This window comes from Pseudoalteromonas sp. MQS005 (assembly GCF_001661605.1).
GTDB lineage: Bacteria > Pseudomonadota > Gammaproteobacteria > Enterobacterales > Alteromonadaceae > Pseudoalteromonas > Pseudoalteromonas tetraodonis.
This window is the reverse complement of sequence record NZ_LYRQ01000019.1, coordinates 18,365-37,444: the sequence shown is the minus strand read 5'-3', so window position 1 is coordinate 37,444 and position 19,080 is coordinate 18,365. Positions and strand designations below refer to the sequence as shown.

The window sequence follows — 19,080 nt, the reverse complement described above, 5'->3', positions numbered from 1 at the left end:
TTAAAAATGACAAGCGTGTTGCGTAAAAAAGTCGCTTTTATGACAACGGTAATAAATTAGCCTTATTGGCCTATTTTACAATTCAGGGATGAAAATAGTGGGATTAAGTTTACAAGTAAGATTGTATTTCAATCAGGGTTTGTCGCCAATCTGTGTAGTTAATAGCAATAGGGTAAGCGAGATTGTTATGTATTAATACTAACGACGGAAAACCTTGAATAGGTAAACTGCGAACATAGTTAAGCTCATCATAAAAGCGACGCTTAAGCTCATTAGAGTGTAACTGTTGAGCAAATAAACGGGGATCTAAACCAATTTTTTCGCTCAGTTTAATTAAAACCGCTTCATCCGATGGGTTTTGTGCCTGTAAATAATATGCCTGCTGTATTGCCGCTATCATCTGTGGTTCTTTATTGAAGCTGCGGGCAATTAAAGCGGCCCTGCAAGAGGGATAGGTAGAACGGCGAGGTTGGCAGTCTCGCCAAAAATCAAAGTTAAACTCTGTGCCTAACTGGCTGCTAATTTTTTGCCATATGGCTTGTAGTTGCAACTGCATATCCTGACTCATTGGCAAGTCAGTATCTGCAGCTAAACCACCCACTCTGTACTCAATGGGAAGTTTGTTTGCCAAGGCAGCCTCAAGCGCATACCATGTAGGTTTATAACCCCAGCACCAGCTACACATAGGGTCGTGTACATATATTAATTTACTCTGAGGCGTGTTGATCATGTACAGATACCACCTTATTTCTACCTTGCGCCTTAGCGCTGTATAAATACTGATCCGCTTGCTTTAACGCATTATTATAATCATCTACACTGTTAGCCTGAGCAATACCCATACTACACGTTAATGATACTCGCTGATGTTTGTCGGTTAGCATCACATGGTTTTGCACACATTCTCTAAAACGGTTGGCCAAAATGCTGGCTTCAAGGGTTGTTTGTTGCGGTAAAATAACCACAAACTCTTCGCCGCCATAACGTGCTTTAAGCGCTGTTGCAGGAAACTGAGACTCTAATAACTTAGTAAATTCAATTAAAACCGTATCACCAAAATCATGTCCGTAGGTGTCGTTTAATTGTTTAAACTTATCTAAATCAATGAGTAAAATAGACAGCGGCAAATAATGTTCTGGCCTTGAAGCAGCGAGCTTTAAAAAATGTGAGGTAATAAAGCGACGATTAGGCGCCCCGGTAAGCTGATCGGTATGAGCATGCTGTTTTTGCTCTAAGGTGATATCAGCAATTGCTAAATGACTGCGGTGACGAAAATATTCACCTATAAACGAAAACACTAACACCAGCGAAAATGCAGCAACAAAACGGGTCTTTTCTACCTGACCATAAATAACTTGCCCCATATCAGGGCCATACAACATAACAATACAGCTCAATAACATGGCACTACTTAACCAGGCGCCAAACTTCACACCCAGTATGGCAAATACAGCAACGGGATAAAACATTAGCCAATATAAAGCAGTGTTTTCTTTACCGCCGGTGTATACCAAAGCTAAGCACATCACAAATACAATCACTAAAGTGATGAGGGCGATTGCATCAATCTGCTTTGTTTTCATAAAATAAATAATACACCCTACAATCGTTACGTTAACCACAATTAACGCAATAGTAAGGATTGGTGCATACACTTGATGATTGGCAATTACTAAATAGGTAATTAACACCAAGGCAATCGCTATCATGGTAAATAACGAAAATACTTGGCGTTGTTTATCAAAGCTATAAACGCTGTCAATATTGATTAAATTGAGCCAGCTTGGCTTATTTATTTTTGTTTTACTGATCATACTTTGAATTTTTTAACCATGCGCTCTAAGTCACTAAATTGATGCTTAAGTTTGGTACACTCTTCCAAAGTAAGATTTAGGTTTGATTGGCCTTGAGTCGATAAGTCGCTGATAACGTGAATATCACTATGTAATGACTTAACCACTTGATTTTGCTCATCCGTAGCATTAGCGACACTATGATTGGCGTCGGTTATTTGCTTTATCGCGCTGATTATTTGTTTCATTACATCGCCAACCGCATCCGCTTGCTGAACACTTTTTTCACTTTCTTCTAAACTGGTTTTCATAAGCTCAACGGCAGAGCTTGAACCTTTTTGTAATTCAATGACGGTGTTTTCTATTTCTTGAGTTGATTGCTGAGTACGCTGTGCAAGTTGCCTTACTTCATCGGCGACAACCGCAAATCCTCTTCCCGCTTCACCAGCACGTGCCGCTTCTATCGCCGCATTTAAAGCCAGCAGATTGGTTTGCTCACTCACCCCTTTTATTACTGCCAATACATTTCCTATATTAGCGGTATGCGAGTCTAAACTATTTATGGTTTCTTGCGCTTGCTCTATATTTTGTGACAGTTGATGAATACTTGAAACGTTGTTTGTGAGGGTCTGTTGATTCTTAGCACAGTATTGATCTGCATCTTTGGCAAGCGTCGAGGCATTACTGGCGCTGGTTGAAATTTCTGTTGAGGTAGCTGAAAACTGATTAATTGCCGACGCCACACTGTTGGTGCGCTCACTTTGGTCATCATACATAGTTAATGTTGAGTCTGTCTGCGTAACCAATTTAGCAACTGCCGTTTCCAGTAACTGCGTTGAAGATTTAACCTGAATTATTGAATTTTGGATTTTTTCTATAAAAATATTAAACGAATTGCTCAATTGACCAAATTCGTCATCGTTTTCTACGCTTAACCGACAGGTTAAATCGCCCTCACCCTGCGCTATATCTCTAATGGCATCATTGAGACGATACATAGGGCGCATCAAATAACGCAGTAAAAATTCCAGTGACGCAACAATCACTAAAATACCAATAATTAAAAATACAATTGCCTTTTGCCCAAACGAAGAAACACTTGAATACGCTTTATCTTTATTTACTACTACACCTAAATACCAATCAACGTTTTCAATACCACGAATTTTAGTAAAGGATACCAGCGAGGTTTCACCTGCTACTTGATACTCGGTGAATTCTCTTGCTAACGATGCACTTTTACCAATTAAGTCAGCGACTGTTTTTGAATTTAATTTACTATCAGGGTGACTTAATATTTGCCCTTTATTATCAAGTAAAAAACCATAACCGAGTCCTAAAAAATCAATATCTCCAATAATTTCAGCGATGGTTTGCATATCAATATCTGCCCCCGCTACCCCTTTAAATTGACCATTACTATTAATAGGGGCAACGGCTGAAATTGTCAGTTCGTTGGTCGTTACATCGATATAAGGCGTTGTAAAAGCCGTTGTTGTTTTATTTTCTACTAATTTATACCAAGGGCGACTTGTCGCATCAAAATCGCTGGGGAGTACAACACTCTGATCATTTAAAATAAATGTACCTGATGATTTACCTATGTAGGTATTTTTAAAATCCCCCGCAAGCTCAGCGGTATTTAATTGCGAAAGCGTTAAAGACTTGGCATCGTCATCTTGGTATGTTTTTGCGATAGAGACCACAATCGCTAATTTATTATTTAGCCAGCTTGCAATATTTTTAGAGACAGACTCAGAGTTTTGCTCTAGTACTAGCGATAACTGCTCTTGAGTTTGATGCCGCATTGAAAAATAATTATTTATGGTGAAAACACCTAGCACTAAAACTAACACTAATGATGCAGCAATGGTGATTTTGGAGGTGAATTTAAGCGAGCTAAACATAAGTACCTTAAGTATTAATCATTATTATCAGAGTCTTTTTAACAAATTTTTAACTGAATGTCTTAGCAAATATGATTTCAATGAAATTAAAGAACAAAAATAATAATAAATACTGAGATATGTAACGTCTAGGGCGGTGATAAATTAAGCTTTCTTATTGTAACAAAGCGCTATTTAACCTGATTAAAATTAGTTAAATAGCTGACATCGACAGATTATGTTTTCATTTACATTTAGCAAGGGATAAACCTTAAACAAAAAATATGTTTAAGGTTGTTTTTGCCATTTCATTTTATTATTGGTATCGCGTGAAGTGATAATGGTTTCATCACTACTTTGAATACCGCCAAGCTTGGCGAGTCGGTCATAAAGAACAACATTACAGGTTGCTGCTAAATTCATACAGCCTATGGTTGGAATATAAACAACTTCATCACACCACTTTAAAACGTCTTTTGGCACTGAACCATCCTCTGGGCCGAAAACATAAAATGCGTTCTCAGGGTGGGTAAACTCAGGCAAGGGAGTCGCCCCTTCTATTAGCTCTATCACCACCACTTTAGCACCTTCAGGTTTACTTGATGCTAAATTATCAGTGGCGGTTAATGGAATACGTTGCACTACATTTTTAGTATCGGTATGAAATTTTTGTGCGTTTAGATAACGGTTACCAGTAAAAAAAACCTGCTGTGCGTCATAACAGCCTGCGGCGCGTAATACGCCCCCCACGTTGGTCGGGCTTTTTGGATTAATTAAACCAATACTTGCTTGTAATTTACTCATTAATTGCAATCCTTGGTTGGCCACTCGGCTATATACAAATCAAAATCTTCTAGCTTTACGTCACAGTCTTTTACGGTTTTATCTTTAACAGAAATGTTTAGCTCGTGCATTTTAGTTTTATCGCCGTTATTAAGTAACGGATGCCACGTTGCTAATCCACGTCCTTCGTGAAGTCGGCGATAGCTGCAGCTTTGCGGCATAAAGAAAATGTCTTTGAGGTTTTCTTTGGTAAGCTTAACGCAAGAAGGCACTAAGGTTTGGCGGTTTTCGTATTCACTACAACCACAGGTTGTGTTATCAAGGTATTGGCAAACAATATTGGTAAATATAAGTTGCTCACCTTCTCTTAGCTGATCAGTGGCGGTAAAGTCATCTTCGTCTTCGCTGTCAATAAAGGTGTTTAAACAACACTTTCCGCATCCGTCACAAATGGCTTCCCATTCTTGCTGGTTCATTTCATTGAGACTTTTGCTAAGCCAAAATTGGGTTTTTGCTAATTGTTGATCAAACATGGTGTTCTCGCGCCTTTTAAGAGCGCGCATTCTAACGTATTGCAGCAAAGCGCGCAAAGCCAATCCCTGTTCAAATAATGACTTTGCGCGATTATGTTACTGCTGAGATTTAACCCAACGTTTAATTTTTTGCTCTAAGATAGGCATAGGCAATGCGCCATCTATTAATATTTGCGTATGAAAGGCTTTAATATCAAATTGCTCACCTAGCTGCTGGTGGGCGTAATCTCTGAGCTCTTTAATTTTAAACTCACCCAATTTGTACGATAATGCTTGCCCAGGCCATGCAATATAACGCTCAACCTCAGCAATAACATCGCTTTTTGCCATTGAAGAGTTTGCTAACATGTAGTCAATGCCTTGTTGACGTGTCCACCCTTTGACATGAAAGCCTGTATCAAGCACTAAACGCATAGCTCTTAGCTGCTCATCGTTAAGACGCCCATACCACATATACGGGTCGGTAAATAAGCCAAGCTCTTTGCCAAGACTCTCTGCGTATAATGCCCAGCCCTCAGCAAACACAGTGTAGCCGCCAAATTTACGAAAATCGGGTAGGCTTTCCACTTCTTGTTGCAGTGCAATTTGAAAGTGATGACCTGGTGCTGCTTCATGAATAGACAGCGTTTCAAGTAAAAATTTAGGCTGCGCTTTTAAGTTGTAAGCATTAATGTAAAAGATACCCGGACGAGAACCATCTGGTGCAGGCCCTGCATAAGATGCCCCTGCTGCCGATTGCGCACGATACGCTTCTACTGCTTTAACAATGTAAGGGGCTTTAGGCTCAATATTAAACAAGCGCGGTAAACGCGCATCTATTTTTAGTTTAATATCTTCATAGGCGGCAATTAACTCATCGGCTGTTTTATAATAAAACTCATCTGAGTCACGTAAATGATCAAAAAACGATGCTAAATCACCTTTAAATCCCACGGTATTTTTAACCGTTTTCATTTCACTTAAAATTCGAGACACTTCACTTAAGCCAATGTCATGAATTTCATCTGCTGATAAACTCAACGTGGTGTTTTTCTTGATTTGATATTCGTACCACGCTTTACCATTAGGTAAATCAGCATAACCAACAGAATCGCGAGCATGAGGAATATAGTCGTTGAGTAAAAACTGACTCATACGCTGATAAGCGGGCACTAATTTATCTAAAATAAGCGTTTTATACTGCTCAGTGAGTTGCTGTTTTTGTGCATTAGAAAATGAGTCAGGCATGGCCTTTATTGGTGAATAAAATAATGAATCTTCTGCGTTAGTTACTACGTGCACTTTAAACTGAGGCAATAATTTTTTAGCCAATGGCATAGGCAATACCACGCCTTGTTTAACACCTTGCGCCATTGATTGTTCAACACTGGCTAACCATTTCACAAAACCATCAGCACGTTTAATAAATTGCTCATAGTCGGCAACAGTATTAAAGGGCTGTGCACTTTGCCCTGAACCAAATCCAGCAAAGGTATTATGTGCTCCCGACATTTGGTTAATCGGTAACAAATAATCTTTATATTGCATGCCCTCAAGCTTCAGGGCTAAATCTCGCGATAATACTTCAAAGTTAAGTAGCGCCTGCCCTGTTAATTGTGATTCATCGATTAGCGTTAAACGTTGTTGATATTTTTTATAAAAAGCAGTTTTTTTATCACGATTAGCCTGCGATATCACCGGCAAGAATTGATCATCGAATTCATGGCGACCGTTATAAGTGGCGCTTAAGGGATTAAAGGTTAATGACTCATCGTAGTACTGGGCAACGAGCACATCTAATTGCTGCTGTGCTGATAATTCGCTTATTACAGGCGCGACTGGCTGATTTGTGTTTAATTGTGAGCTGGTGCTCATACAACCACTTAAGGCAAACATAACGCTACTGGCAACCAGTGCTATTTTAATAACTTTCATAAAGATCCTTGTTAGTTTTTACCCGCTGATTATGCGGTTTTAAATGGCTTAAATAAAGCAATTACGGTGAGTGGGATTCGTCGCTAAATAATTTACTCAATAGCTAATGGTTGCTACATTCAGGTAAATTTAAATAATTAAATAATAAAAATGATCAAAATAAAAAAACATTTACTAACTACATCAATCGCATTACTGAGCTTAACCAGCGCAAGTACACTGGCAACCACCTATATATCGGCCAAAGCTTTGCTTGATGTAAAAACTGGAGAGCTAAAAGCTAATCCGTTAATCGCGATTGACGAGGGTGTAATAAGCCAAATTCAATTTAATAAAAAGCCTACGCTTACCAGTAATGATGAACTGATTAACCTACCTGAACTCACCGTAATGCCGGGGTTGATGGATATGCATGTGCATTTAACCAGCGATCCAACCGTTTCGCGCAGTGAACGTATAGGCCAATCAGTACCGCGTATGGCTATTAAAGCCAGTTACTTTGCTAAAAAAACATTAGAAGCCGGCTTTACCACAGTGCGTAACCTAGGTGCAGAAGGCTTTAGTGTTATTGCGGTTCGCGACGGCATTAATGCAGGTGATATTATTGGCCCTCGCATCTGGGCTGCAGGCCCTTCTTTGGGGATTACTGGCGGACACTGTGACAATAATCGTTTGCCTCCAGAAATGAAATATACCGCCTCGGGGGTTGCTGATGGCCCATGGGCTGTTCGCATTAAAGTACGTGAAAATATTAAATATGGCGCTAATGCAATTAAATTATGTGCAACTGGTGGGGTATTTTCTAAAGGCACAAAGGTGGGCATACAACAATACGCATTTGAAGAAATGAAAGCCATTGTGGATGAAGCGCACATGCGAGAATTACCTGTTGCGGCTCACGCACACGGCACTAACGGTATTAAAACAGCCATTAAAGCCGGTGTAGACAGCGTAGAGCATGCTAGCTTTTTAGACGATGAAGCGATTGAGCTTGCTATAAAGCACGGTACTTGGCTCTCTATGGATATTTATAATACCGAGTATACACTGAGCTTTGGTGAGCAAAATGGGGTAGATGAAGAGAACCTAAATAAAGAACGCCTTGTTTCTAAAAAGCAAAGAGACAGCTTTAAACGCGCCGTTGAAGCTGGGGTTAACATGGTATTTGGTACAGATGCGGCTATTTATCCGCATGGTGATAATGCGAAACAGTTCTCGCGAATGGTTGAATTTGGTATGAGTGAATTACAAGCTATTCAAGCCGCGACCATTAATAGTGCTAAATTATTAAAGGCAGATTCACAACTGGGGCAAATTAAAACCGGTTTTGCTGCTGATATTATAGCGGTGAGTGCTAACCCACTTAAAAATATTTCTACACTAGAGCTTATTCCTTTTGTAATGAAAGCCGGTGTCGTTTACAAGCAGTAAACCCGATACATCTTTATAAGGTTGAGCTTAGCTCAACCTTAACAATTTTTTAGCTAATGTAGCTAAACTGCCCATTTAATCATCAACACTTTTTTTAAATTCTCTCTTGGTAAAGCCAACTAGCGACTGCAATACCACGTTAATATTTTTAAATGTGATTGTTTTTAAATCACATTGTATAACTATCAAGCAAACACACCCATTAAAGTAAAAAAGTTTGAACTTTTTATTTTATTTTAAAATGATAACCATTATCATTCACGCAAATTAACAAATGAGAATGGTTATCACTCTATGAAAAGGTTTCACTACTCACTACTCACACTCGCGTGCTTAAACGCGCACTTGGCATTGGCAAACGGGTCACAAGTTAATTCCGATATTGAACGTATTAGTGTTTACGAGCAACAAAACCGAGTGGTAATGAGCTCAGGTTTGGCCACTAAATCTGATATGTCACTAATGGAAACCCCTGCACCCGTGGTCATTGTTGATAAAGCGCTAATTGCATCGCAAGGTATTGATAGTTTACAAGATGTGATCCGAAATGTAAGTGGTTTAACGCAAGCCGGTAACAACTATGGCATTGGTGATAATTTAGTAATTCGTGGTTTAGGTGCTAATTATACCTATGATGGCATGTACGGTGGTGCAGGATTAGGCAATACCTTTAATCCAACGCGTTCTTTAACCAATGTTGAATCAATTGAAGTATTAAAAGGCCCAGCAACAGGTTTATACGGCATGGGCAGTGCTGGTGGTGTGATTAACCTGATTGAAAAAAAGCCACAGTTTAACGAACAACATACCTTAGAAATGGATATTGGTCAGTGGGATAGTTATTCACTGGCACTCGATAGCACCAATGCAATAACAGATGACTTAGCTTATCGAGTCATGGCAAAAACCGCCTCTAGCGATGGCTTTCGTGATTTAAAAGAACAACGTGATGAAATTTATTCGTCTTTAAAATATGTACTAAATGATCAACATGCGTTTGTGTTATCGGGAGCCTATATCAAGGACGCCATTGCTGTGGATTCTATCGGCCACCCTATTCGTATTTTTAACAGTGAATCGGTCAACGGTTTAACTGCAGGTGAAGTATCAGGCGCCGATTTAGTGAATGACCCTACAGCAAGTGGCTTACAATTGAGTGAAGCACAACGAAATGAACTAGCTAACTCTTTGGCAAGCAATGATGGTTTAACACCCTTTAACTTTGGCACCAATGGCATAATATCACCGATGGCAAAGGATAACGAAGGTGAAGAGCTGCGTTTTAAATTAGCCCATAATTATTACATTAGTGATGATTTATTTGTTAATCAACAACTACAGTACCGTAATTACACCTCAAGTTTTGCCCGCCAAACAGGTGCTTACAACTACGTTTACTGGAAACGTAACGGCGTGATCAATCAAGACCCACGCGCACCGCTAGTTGTTGATGACGTGTTATACCCTTTTGCAGCCAGACGCCAAGAGTACCGCCAAGTAGAAGCGGATGAAAAATCATGGCAATACTTTTTAGATTTACGTTATGACTTTATGCTCGGTAACATAGAAAACGAATTACTGGTTAACGCCAACTATGAAGATCGTGATATTCGTTTTAAACAATATTCTATTTACGATGCCGATAAGGTCATTAAAAACAAAGCCGGTGAAGTTATTTACCAAGGCGCACTGCCGTATATTTTTGATATGCGTCAGCCAAATTGGCCTACGGGTGAATTTAATGATTACGATCCGCTTAAAACCAGCGATTATAATAAAAAAGTACAGGCATGGGGTTTAGGCCTTCAGCATGTTGCCTACATTAACGATAAAATCACAACCCGTATTGGGATTGCTCATAATCGTATAAAACAAAGTTACGAGCATTTTGGTGTTGACCCACGTTATAGTCAAAGCCGCGCAAACCCAACGCCAGAGGCAAACACCTCAGATAGCGGTTTAACGTACAATTTAGGGGCTACTTATCAATTAAGCGCTGACATGGCTTTATTTTTAAATCACTCAAAAGGTCGTACTGCCTACAGTGTACTTGGCTCTGTTGCTGGTAATGAAGCCGATAGAGAAGACTCAGAATCTGTTAGTAACGATTTAGGATTTCGTTTTAAAGCGTTTGATGACCAATTACTGGCTTCAATTGTAGTATTTGAAAGTGCACGTACTAATTTAGAATATGCCAACCCACTTTATGAAGCAGGCGTGTCTGCACCAAACGTAGTGGAAAGTTTCTTTGATGGTGAAGAACAAACCAAAGGCGTAGAAATTGACTTAAATGCGTATTTGAACGATCAATGGAAAGTTAACATCAACGGTGTTTATCAAGATGCTAGAGATAAAACTAACCCAAACAGCACAAGCTTTGATACTCGCCAAAAAGGCGTGCCTTATGTAACTGCTAGCTCATGGGTAACTTACTCTGCTGCGTTATTTGAATTACCTCACGCAGTAGATTTAAGCGCAGGCTTAACGTTTGTTGATAAGCGCAGTACTAACTCAAGCTCGTTCGGTATTGATAACGGCTACGTCCCTGCTTATACCGTGTATGATGCTGCAGTTAGCTATAAAGCAGACAACTGGCAAATGCAATTAAACATTAATAACCTGTTTAATAAAAAATACTATTCTAAAGCCATGTTTTTAGGCGGTATGCCAGGTGAGGAAAGAAATGCAAAGTTAAGCTTTAGTTATACGCTATAGCATACAATGCGCACAAGCCAGGTTGGTTTGTGCGCACTATATTTTGGTATAGTTAGATTGTAACAACTATACGGCCGTTAATTTCACCTTTGAGCATGTCATCGAAAATTTCATTAATATCTTCGAGTTTTTTCTCTTCAATGATGGCTTTTACTTTACCTTGTGCGGCAAATTCAAGGCATTCTTGAAGGTCTTTACGTGTACCTACAATAGAACCTACTACTGAAACACCATTTAGCACAGTATCAAAAATTGGCAATGGCATATCTTCTGGTGGTAAGCCAACTAATACGCATTTGCCCCCACGGCGAACACTTTTATACGCTTGTTCAAACCCAGGTTTTGATACTGCGGTACAAACAACAGCGTGTGCCCCACCTACTTGCTCAAAAATAGCCTCACTTGGCACCACTTCTTTAAAATCAAGCGTAATATCAGCGCCTAACTCTTTAGCTAGGGCCATTTTTTCTTTGCCTGTATCTACAGCAATAACATTAAAGCCCATTGCTTTTGCATATTGCACCGCTAAGTGACCTAAACCGCCCACACCAACAATAGCAACCCATTGACCCGGTTTTGCATCTGATACTTTTAATGCTTTATACGTTGTTACGCCGGCACAGAATAACGGGGCAGCTTCAGCAAAGCCTAATCCTTCCGGTATTTTGATGATGTAATCACCATGTGCTAAACAATATTCTGCATAACCACCGTCAATTGAGTAACCGGTATTATGTTGCGATAAACACAGGGTTTCACGTCCATCTAAACAAAATTCACAATGGCCACAGGCGCTATACAACCAAGGTACACCCACTCGGTCGCCCACTTCTAAATGTTTAATATTACTGCCTAGTTTTTCTATTACACCCACGCCTTCGTGACCTGGTACCAATGGCATTTTTGGTTTTACCGGCCAATCACCATGACACGCATGTAAATCGGTGTGACATACACCACAAGCGGCTATTTTAACCAGCACATCGTTAGGACCTACCTCTGGGATTGGTAAATCGGTGATTTCTAACTTGCCTTTATATTCTGTATTTATTGCTGCTTTCATAGTCATTCCATCGTTTATAAAAAATTTATGCTATTTAACAAAGGCGTTAAACAACAATGTCATGTTGCATACCCGCAACATAACCCACTATAAATGCTTAAATATTAATCTATATCAATCATTAGTCGTAAAACGTGGTTTTTTATCCAAGCTAAACGCTTGCCATACTTAACCAGCGTGCTAGCATAGATTTCATTTATTTTTGAAACTTGTAACAATGACATTATCAGAAAAAAACTTTGCCTTTGTAATGCATTGTGGCGAGATGGGCAGCCGCTGGGGATTTAATCGTACAATCGGCCAAATGTGCGGATTACTTATTATTACCAAAGATCCAATGACGGCAAACCAAATCGCAGATGCACTGAGTATTTCACGCGGTAACGTAAGTATGGGAATTAAAGAATTACAATCTTGGCAGCTGATCAAGGTAATGCATATCCCAGGAGATAGAAAAGAATACTATGCACCTGCAGGCGATATTTGGGATATGGCTAATCGCGTGTTTGAAGAACGTAAAAAGCGTGAAGTAGAACCTACGCTTAGCTTACTCAGAGATAATTTATTAGATGAAGCAAGTAACGACGATGAAATCTACGCACAAAAACAAATGGGCGAAATTCATAACTTACTTGAAACAGTGACTAAATGGTCGTCAGAATTACAACGCTTAACCCCTGAGCAGCTCAACAAGTTAATGAAGCTAGGATCAGGCATTGGTAAAGTCATTGACCTTAAAGATAAAATATTCAAAAAAGAGCAGTAAACCATTAAAAAAGCCGCAATGAGCGGCTTTTTAGTTATTCGCTTTAGCTTAAATTTTTGGGTAAGCAATTCTATCTGACAAATAACCTACGCTGGTTGCAAAGTAGTATGAACGATTCCAGTGCATAAATACTTTGTAGTTATCGTATGCTAAATACATGCGTCCATTTATATCATCCGGCATCACCAGTGCTGCATCTACAGCAACCGTAGGTAAATCACTGCCATCAACACGACGAACACCTAATGCTTGCCAATCTGCTAAAGAGCGCTCTGATTTATCCCAGTACTCTAGCCATTGCTTTCGGGTTTTAGTACCGCGCTTTAATATATACTGCTTATCAAAATCAGCGGGCAATTGTACCTGGCGACCCCAGGTTAAATTATCATTCCAACCCTCTTGCTTTAAGTAATTTGCAATTGAAGCAAACGCGTCTTCTTTGGTTGTCCAAATATCTTTGCGGCCATCGTTATTGTAATCAACGGCGTAAGCATTAAATGAGGTTGGCATAAACTGGGTTTGCCCCATTGCACCCGCCCACGAGCCTTTAAATTTATCAAGCGTGATATGTCCCGACTTTAATATATCCAGTGCTGCCCACAATTGGCGTTTGTATAACGCTTCACGACGTCCATCAAATGCTAAAGTTACTAAGGATGAAATAACATTGTGGCCGCCTTGAATAGCGCCAAAATTGCTTTCTAAACCCCAAATAGCCACAATAAAACGCGCTTGAACACCAAAATCTTTTGCTACTTTTTCTAAGATTTCTTGGTTTTCTTTATACAATTTACGCGCACGATCTATTTTCCATTGCGGTACTCGTTTTGGTAAATACGTTTCCAGCGTTTCTTTTACTTCTGGCTGGTTTTTGTCTGCTGAAATGACTTTTTCTTTATAAGATGCAGTGGCAAATGCTTGCTCAATTAACTGAGTATCGTAGCCTTTTGCTATTGCCTCTTGCTTTAAATTAGTAAGATATTGCTGAAACTCAGCTTGTGTTTTTGCCATCACCGATGAGCTTAAACACACACCACACAATACAACCGCTAATTTTTTAATCACTATCTGCTCCATTTTGTTTTCTTAATTGACTTAGCAAGTTTTCCTCTGGTGGCGGAATTTGTAAATAATAGCCTTGGTCGCTAAGCGACTGTTTTAAAGTGTCTAAATCCGCTACGCCTAATTGAGTCCGCTTCGCTAAGTTAATGATCATCACGTACTGAGGTTGACCAAACATGGCCATTAAAGGTTCCGGAACTTTACTAAAATCGTCTCTTTTTTCAATAAATAAGAAAGTATCTGCTTTTTTCTTACTTTTATATACCGCAGTTAGCATTATGGCCCTATAAAATCTTGCTTAACAGTGCTACACACTATAACATGGCAATAATAATAAGTTATAAAAATTAGTGTGGAAACTGTAATAAAAGCCTTGTTCAGCCTAGGTTTATATAAAGTTACATGCTAACTAGACAATCCAGTTGAGCATCTATGTCGGACCAAATTTTTGAGCTAAAAGGCAACCTTTTTACGTTATCAGTTTTACATCTTTATAGTACTGATATTAACCTTTTAGCAGAACAACTGTATGTAAAAATTGCCCAAGCCCCAAAGTTCTTTGAGGGTGCCCCCATTGTCGTCAATTTAATTGAAGTAAAAAACAGCGCAATCGACTTTGTTCACTTAAAATCGCTTATTGAACGCATGAGCTTTAATGCTGTAGGTGTATGTAATGGTTCGGATGAACAGCATAAACAGGCAAAAGCCGCAGGGTTATCTGTTTTAAACTATTCACAAGACGTTAAGAGTGAACCCGCAAGAGTAGAGTCAAATACTTCGGTTGTAGAAAAAACCGTGTATTTACCAGCGCAAATTATTAATGGTGCGGTGCGCTCAGGCCAACAAGTTTACGCCAAAGACCGCGACTTGGTGGTGTTAGGCGCGGTAAGCCATGGCGCAGAAGTGATTGCCGATGGCAATGTACATATTTACGGAACCCTACGAGGGCGTGCAATTGCCGGCGCAAAAGGGCTCGAAAACGCATACATATTTTGTAATAAATTAGAAGCAGAACTCGTTTCAATCAATGGTAATTACTGGATCAGTGACTCACTGCAAGGTGAACACTGGGGTAACGCAGTTCAAATACAACAAAAAAATGAATCTTTAGAAATTTCAGCTTTGGTTAAAGGATAAATCTCATGGCAAAAATAATTGTCGTTACCTCGGGTAAAGGGGGTGTTGGTAAAACAACATCAAGCGCAGCAATTGGTACAGGCTTAGCATTAAAAGGCTACAAAACTGTTATCATCGATTTTGATATCGGCTTACGTAATTTAGACCTCATCATGGGTTGTGAACGTCGCGTAGTGTATGACTTTGTTAATGTGATCAATGGCGAAGCTAACCTTAATCAAGCACTCATAAAAGACAAACGTGTAGAAAAGTTATTTTTACTTCCTGCTTCACAAACTCGCGATAAAGACGCACTCACCCGTGATGGTGTTGAACGCGTATTGAACGAGTTGAAAGAAGACTTTGACTATATTGTTTGTGATTCTCCTGCAGGTATTGAAGCCGGAGCTATGATGGCGATGTACTTCGCTGATGAAGCGATAGTTACAACCAACCCTGAAGTCTCGTCAGTACGAGATTCGGATCGTATTCTAGGCATTTTACACAGTAAATCGAAACGTGCCGAAGAAGGATTAGAAAACATTAAAGAGCATTTGCTAATAACACGCTATAATCCAGATCGTGTATCAAAAGGTGAAATGTTATCTGTTGAAGATATCCAGGACATCCTAGCCATCGACTTACTAGGTGTCATTCCTGAATCTCAAGCAGTGCTTAGTGCATCAAACTCTGGACAACCGGTAATTCTTGATAGCGAATCAGACGCAGGTCAAGCTTATGCTGATGCGATCAGTCGTTTATTAGGCGAAACGGTTGAATTTAGATTTTTAGATGTAGAGAAAAAGGGTTTATTCAAACGGATATTTGGAGGTTAATGTGTCTTTACTTGACTACTTCCGCTCAGAAAAGAAAAACAGTGCGTCATTAGCAAAAGAGCGATTGCAGATCATTGTCGCGCACGAGCGTTCTCAGCGTGGAACACCAGATTACTTGCCACAATTAAAGCAAGATATTCTTGATGTCATTCGTAAGTACGTTAATGTAGGCGCCGATGCGGTTCAAGTTCAGTTTGATCAAAATGAAGACGATTTAGCGGTACTCGAGCTCAATGTCACATTACCTGACGAAGAAAAGAAATAATAAAAAAGGGCGCTAAGCGCCCTTTTTATTTTTTACATCAAGCTATTTAATACTCTAATTATCCCACTCTTTTAGCGCATTTTTAACAAAATCATATCGCCATGAGCTGAGTAAATCTGGTTTTATGTGTTTTTCTTTTTGCTGAGCAGTTAACTTCCAGTTCCAACTAATTAGCTGATTTATTTGCTTTTTAGAGGCCATAACGTCTTCTGGAATGTTATGCTCTTTAGCAACTTTAGTAATTTTTTGTTTGATCTCCTTCGCTACTTTTTTATAGGTAGGAAAATCAATTAACCGCTTTAATACTTGTGGGTGTTGCTCAGCTGGAATGGCTTTGGCCTGCTCAATACACTTTAAAATTTCAACCCCAGAACGATTCACTTCAATGGGTTCTACCCCAGGAATTTGTCTCAGAGCATTTAAACTTGAAGGGCCTCGTTTGGCAATTTCGGTCATATTGTGCTCTTTAAGCACAAAATTAAGCGCTAGATTTTTACGAATAGCTTTATTTCGACGCCATACTGCTAACTCTTTAAGTACCGCTAGTTCATGCGGCTTAAGTTGCCATGCATTTTTAATTTCTTTGTAAAGTAGCTCATCCGGAATTTGAAAAGCACGTTTATTGGCAACTAATTCACTTTCATTGATCACAATATCAAATAAATCAGCAGCTTTAATGCTATCTATAATTAACTCAAAACAAGGCAGCAGGTGATACGTATCAGCAGCAGCGTATTCAAGTTGCTTTTGGGTAAGGGGGCGTTGTAACCAATTAGTGCGCGATTCGCTTTTATCAATCTCAATATTCAATAATGTTTTCACCATTAAGGCAAAGCCCATACAGTTTCCCTCACCTAATAGCTGAAGTGCAAACTGGGTATCGAATAAAGGATAAGGAACAAACCCTGCGTACTTTTGAAAAACTTCAATATCTTCTGAGGGTGAATGGAGTACTTTTAGCACTTTAGGATCTTTAAGTATTTGCCAAAAATCAAACAAGGAAAGCTCGGCAAGCGGGTCAATAAGCGCTAAATGTTCGCCATCATAAACTTGAATAAGTGCAACTTCTGGATACAAAGTACGGCGGCGCATAAACTCGGTATCAATTGCAAGAATGGGTTTGTTTTTAATTTGTTCTACAAACGTATTAAGCTCATTTTGGGTTTGGATCAATTGGTAGTGCACTGAGTCTCCTACAATAAAAAAGCCGACTGATGTCGGCTTTTTTATAGTTGCTAATCTTTTAAGGCTCTTCTGAGAATTTTACCCACGTTAGTTTTGGGTAACTCATCCTTAAACTCAACGAGTTTAGGAACCTTGTAATTAGTTAAATTATCACGACAATGTTTTATTATATCTTTTTCAGTTAAAGAAGGGTCTTTTTTCACAACAAAAACTTTAACTTGTTCACCACTAATGTCATGAGGGATACCAACCGCGGCCACTTCAAGCACGCCTTCATGCATGGCAACCACTTCTTCTATTTCATTTGGGAAAACATTAAAGCCTGAAACAATAATCATGTCTTTTTTACGATCGACAATGTAGAAAAAACCTTCGTCATCGTAAGTGGCAATATCACCAGTTGCAAACCAGCCATCTTTTAAACATTCAGCCGTTGCATCAGGGCGATTATAGTAACCAAGCATTACTTGCGGACCTTTTACCCACAGTTCACCCGGCTCACCTTTAGCGGCTTCTTCACCGTTATCGAGCATTAATTTAATGTCAGTACTTGGCGCAGGTAGACCGATAGAGCCATTATAAGCTTCTAAATCATACGGGCTAATTGTGACTAAAGGAGAACATTCTGTCAGGCCATAGCCTTCCATTAGTTTGCTGTTAGTGACCTTTTGCCATTTTTCTGCAACAGGGCGTTGTACTGCCATGCCGCCGCCTAATGACATTTTAAGGTGACTAAAATCAAGCTCAGAGAAACCAGGGGTATTTAATAAGCCATTAAATAAAGTGTTCACACCTGTAATAGCAGTAAATTTATGCTGACTAAGCTCTTTTACAAATCCAGGCATATCACGTGGATTAGTAATTAAAACGTTTAAGCCGCCGTATTTCATAAATGCTAAACAGTTCGCTGTTAATGCAAATATATGATAAAGCGGTAGCGCGGTAATAACCACTTCTCTACCACGCTCAAGCACGTTATCTAGACAACCAGATACTTGCTCAAGGTTACCCACCATATTACCGTGGCTCAGCATTGCCCCTTTAGACACACCGGTTGTACCACCTGTGTATTGTAAAAATGCTAAATCGCTTAAGTTAACCTCTGGGCGCTTATAGCCATTCAGATCAGCTTTTAATAAATCACAAAAGTTAATCGTGTTAGGCAACGTATAGCTTGGTACCATCTTTTTGAAATGCTTAACCACAAAATTAACTAAATGCTTTTTAAGACCACCCATCATGTCACCAACCTGCGTAACCACAATGTGTTTAACGTCAGTATTTGGCAGTGCTTTTTCAAGCGTGACAGCAAAGTTAGCAAGAATAAATATTGCTGATGTTTCAGAATCTTTTAATTGGTGCTCTAGCTCACGAACGGTATAAAGCGGGTTAACGTTAACCACCACACACCCTGCGCGTAGAATACCTAATATAGCAATTGGGGTTTGCAACAAGTTAGGCATCATAACAGCGACTTTATCGCCTTTTTTTAATCCTAAATCGTTTTGAATATAAGCCGCAACACGTTTTGTTGCTGCGTCAATTTCGTTGTATGACAATGTTTTACCCATATTAGTAAATGCAGGTAAATCTTTGTAATCATTAAAACTTTTTTCAAACACTTCGAGTAACGAGTTGTAGTGCTCAGGATCGATTGTTTCAGGCATACCTTCTGGGTAGCGCTTAAGCCAGATTTTTTCCACTCTTAGCCCCTGTTTATAATTATATTTTT

General features: G+C 39.3%; 17 protein-coding genes. 6 read left to right on the top strand and 11 right to left on the bottom strand.

Annotated elements, in window-relative coordinates:
* Window positions 1-109: 109 nt before the first annotated feature.
* The 6 genes from A9479_RS08650 to A9479_RS08625 all read right to left on the bottom strand — a co-directional run bounded on the left by A9479_RS08650 (window position 110) and on the right by A9479_RS08625 (window position 6,909).
* On the bottom strand, window positions 110-730 hold the full coding sequence (locus tag A9479_RS08650) for a DsbA family protein (protein WP_064663208.1): 621 nt from the start codon (window positions 728-730) through the stop codon (window positions 110-112).
* Window positions 708-1,814: a GGDEF domain-containing protein gene (locus A9479_RS08645; RefSeq protein WP_064663207.1), complete on the bottom strand. Its 1,107-nt coding sequence runs from the start codon at window positions 1,812-1,814 to the stop codon at window positions 708-710. Before A9479_RS08645 ends, A9479_RS08650 begins: the two co-directional genes overlap by 23 nt.
* Window positions 1,811-3,700: a methyl-accepting chemotaxis protein gene (locus tag A9479_RS08640; protein WP_064663206.1), complete on the bottom strand. Its 1,890-nt coding sequence runs from the start codon at window positions 3,698-3,700 to the stop codon at window positions 1,811-1,813. Before A9479_RS08640 ends, A9479_RS08645 begins: the two co-directional genes overlap by 4 nt.
* Window positions 3,701-3,967: 267 nt before the next feature.
* Window positions 3,968-4,483 (bottom strand): RNA methyltransferase, encoded by a 516-nt coding sequence (locus tag A9479_RS08635; protein WP_064663205.1) that lies wholly within the window; start codon window positions 4,481-4,483, stop codon window positions 3,968-3,970.
* Window positions 4,483-4,995 (bottom strand): YcgN family cysteine cluster protein, encoded by a 513-nt coding sequence (locus A9479_RS08630; protein ID WP_033103149.1) that lies wholly within the window; start codon window positions 4,993-4,995, stop codon window positions 4,483-4,485. The genes A9479_RS08635 and A9479_RS08630 overlap by 1 nt, the downstream gene beginning before the upstream one ends.
* 96 nt (window positions 4,996-5,091) lie before the next feature.
* Complete coding sequence (locus tag A9479_RS08625) at window positions 5,092-6,909, bottom strand: DUF885 family protein (protein ID WP_064663204.1); 1,818 nt, start codon at window positions 6,907-6,909, stop codon at window positions 5,092-5,094.
* Window positions 6,910-7,068: 159 nt separating this feature from the next.
* On the opposite strand from A9479_RS08625, the gene A9479_RS08620 reads away from it, so the two are divergent.
* Window positions 7,069-8,340, top strand: coding sequence for an amidohydrolase family protein (locus tag A9479_RS08620; protein ID WP_197487247.1), 1,272 nt, complete (start codon window positions 7,069-7,071; stop codon window positions 8,338-8,340).
* 294 nt (window positions 8,341-8,634) lie between these two features.
* Window positions 8,635-11,055: a TonB-dependent siderophore receptor gene (locus A9479_RS08615; protein ID WP_064663202.1), complete on the top strand. Its 2,421-nt coding sequence runs from the start codon at window positions 8,635-8,637 to the stop codon at window positions 11,053-11,055.
* 52 nt (window positions 11,056-11,107) lie between these two features.
* On the opposite strand, the gene adhP is transcribed toward A9479_RS08615, so the two are convergent.
* On the bottom strand, window positions 11,108-12,118 hold the full coding sequence (adhP, locus tag A9479_RS08610; RefSeq protein ID WP_013463315.1) for an alcohol dehydrogenase AdhP: 1,011 nt from the start codon (window positions 12,116-12,118) through the stop codon (window positions 11,108-11,110).
* Between the two features lie 217 nt (window positions 12,119-12,335).
* Here adhP and A9479_RS08605 point away from each other — a divergent pair, with 217 nt between their 5' ends.
* Window positions 12,336-12,884: a GbsR/MarR family transcriptional regulator gene (locus A9479_RS08605; protein ID WP_013463314.1), complete on the top strand. Its 549-nt coding sequence runs from the start codon at window positions 12,336-12,338 to the stop codon at window positions 12,882-12,884.
* 48 nt (window positions 12,885-12,932) lie between these two features.
* Here the strand turns inward: A9479_RS08605 and A9479_RS08600 are convergent, their stop codons facing one another.
* Together A9479_RS08600 and A9479_RS08595 are read right to left on the bottom strand one after the other, a co-directional pair.
* Complete coding sequence (locus tag A9479_RS08600) at window positions 12,933-13,949, bottom strand: lytic transglycosylase domain-containing protein (RefSeq protein WP_064663225.1); 1,017 nt, start codon at window positions 13,947-13,949, stop codon at window positions 12,933-12,935.
* Entirely contained in the window at window positions 13,942-14,223 is a 282-nt protein-coding gene (locus tag A9479_RS08595) for a YcgL domain-containing protein (protein ID WP_013463311.1), read from the bottom strand. The genes A9479_RS08600 and A9479_RS08595 overlap by 8 nt, the downstream gene beginning before the upstream one ends.
* A gap of 155 nt (window positions 14,224-14,378) precedes the next feature.
* On the opposite strand from A9479_RS08595, the gene minC reads away from it, so the two are divergent.
* Genes minC through minE form a run of 3 tightly spaced genes read left to right on the top strand, consistent with a single transcriptional unit; the run spans window position 14,379 to window position 16,163 of the window.
* Window positions 14,379-15,083: a septum site-determining protein MinC gene (gene minC / locus A9479_RS08590; RefSeq protein WP_013463310.1), complete on the top strand. Its 705-nt coding sequence runs from the start codon at window positions 14,379-14,381 to the stop codon at window positions 15,081-15,083.
* 5 nt (window positions 15,084-15,088) lie between these two features.
* The gene (minD, locus tag A9479_RS08585) at window positions 15,089-15,898 is read left to right on the top strand and encodes a septum site-determining protein MinD (RefSeq protein WP_013463309.1); all 810 of its coding nucleotides are present in this window, start codon (window positions 15,089-15,091) and stop codon (window positions 15,896-15,898) included.
* Window position 15,899: 1 nt separating this feature from the next.
* Window positions 15,900-16,163, top strand: a complete 264-nt coding sequence (minE, locus tag A9479_RS08580; protein ID WP_008111532.1) for a cell division topological specificity factor MinE — start codon at window positions 15,900-15,902, stop codon at window positions 16,161-16,163.
* A 54-nt stretch (window positions 16,164-16,217) separates the two neighbouring features.
* Here the strand turns inward: minE and rnd are convergent, their stop codons facing one another.
* The gene (rnd, locus tag A9479_RS08575) at window positions 16,218-17,348 is read right to left on the bottom strand and encodes a ribonuclease D (RefSeq protein WP_064663201.1); all 1,131 of its coding nucleotides are present in this window, start codon (window positions 17,346-17,348) and stop codon (window positions 16,218-16,220) included.
* Window positions 17,349-17,398: 50 nt separating this feature from the next.
* On the bottom strand, window positions 17,399-19,051 hold the full coding sequence (gene fadD, locus A9479_RS08570; protein WP_064663200.1) for a long-chain-fatty-acid--CoA ligase FadD: 1,653 nt from the start codon (window positions 19,049-19,051) through the stop codon (window positions 17,399-17,401).
* Between the last annotated feature and the right edge of the window lie 29 nt (window positions 19,052-19,080).

Excerpts from the sequence above, each read along its gene's own strand:
- A9479_RS08650 (WP_064663208.1), bottom strand. The coding sequence starts at position 730 with ATGATCAACACGCCTCAGAGTAAATTAATATATGTACACGACCCTATG.
- A9479_RS08645 (WP_064663207.1), bottom strand. The coding sequence starts at position 1,814 with ATGATCAGTAAAACAAAAATAAATAAGCCAAGCTGGCTCAATTTAATC.
- A9479_RS08640 (WP_064663206.1), bottom strand. The coding sequence starts at position 3,700 with ATGTTTAGCTCGCTTAAATTCACCTCCAAAATCACCATTGCTGCATCA.
- A9479_RS08635 (WP_064663205.1), bottom strand. The coding sequence starts at position 4,483 with ATGAGTAAATTACAAGCAAGTATTGGTTTAATTAATCCAAAAAGCCCG.
- A9479_RS08630 (WP_033103149.1), bottom strand. The coding sequence starts at position 4,995 with ATGTTTGATCAACAATTAGCAAAAACCCAATTTTGGCTTAGCAAAAGT.
- A9479_RS08625 (WP_064663204.1), bottom strand. The coding sequence starts at position 6,909 with ATGAAAGTTATTAAAATAGCACTGGTTGCCAGTAGCGTTATGTTTGCC.
- A9479_RS08615 (WP_064663202.1), top strand. The coding sequence starts at position 8,635 with ATGAAAAGGTTTCACTACTCACTACTCACACTCGCGTGCTTAAACGCG.
- adhP (WP_013463315.1), bottom strand. The coding sequence starts at position 12,118 with ATGAAAGCAGCAATAAATACAGAATATAAAGGCAAGTTAGAAATCACC.
- A9479_RS08605 (WP_013463314.1), top strand. The coding sequence starts at position 12,336 with ATGACATTATCAGAAAAAAACTTTGCCTTTGTAATGCATTGTGGCGAG.
- A9479_RS08595 (WP_013463311.1), bottom strand. The coding sequence starts at position 14,223 with ATGCTAACTGCGGTATATAAAAGTAAGAAAAAAGCAGATACTTTCTTA.
- minC (WP_013463310.1), top strand. The coding sequence starts at position 14,379 with ATGTCGGACCAAATTTTTGAGCTAAAAGGCAACCTTTTTACGTTATCA.
- minD (WP_013463309.1), top strand. The coding sequence starts at position 15,089 with ATGGCAAAAATAATTGTCGTTACCTCGGGTAAAGGGGGTGTTGGTAAA.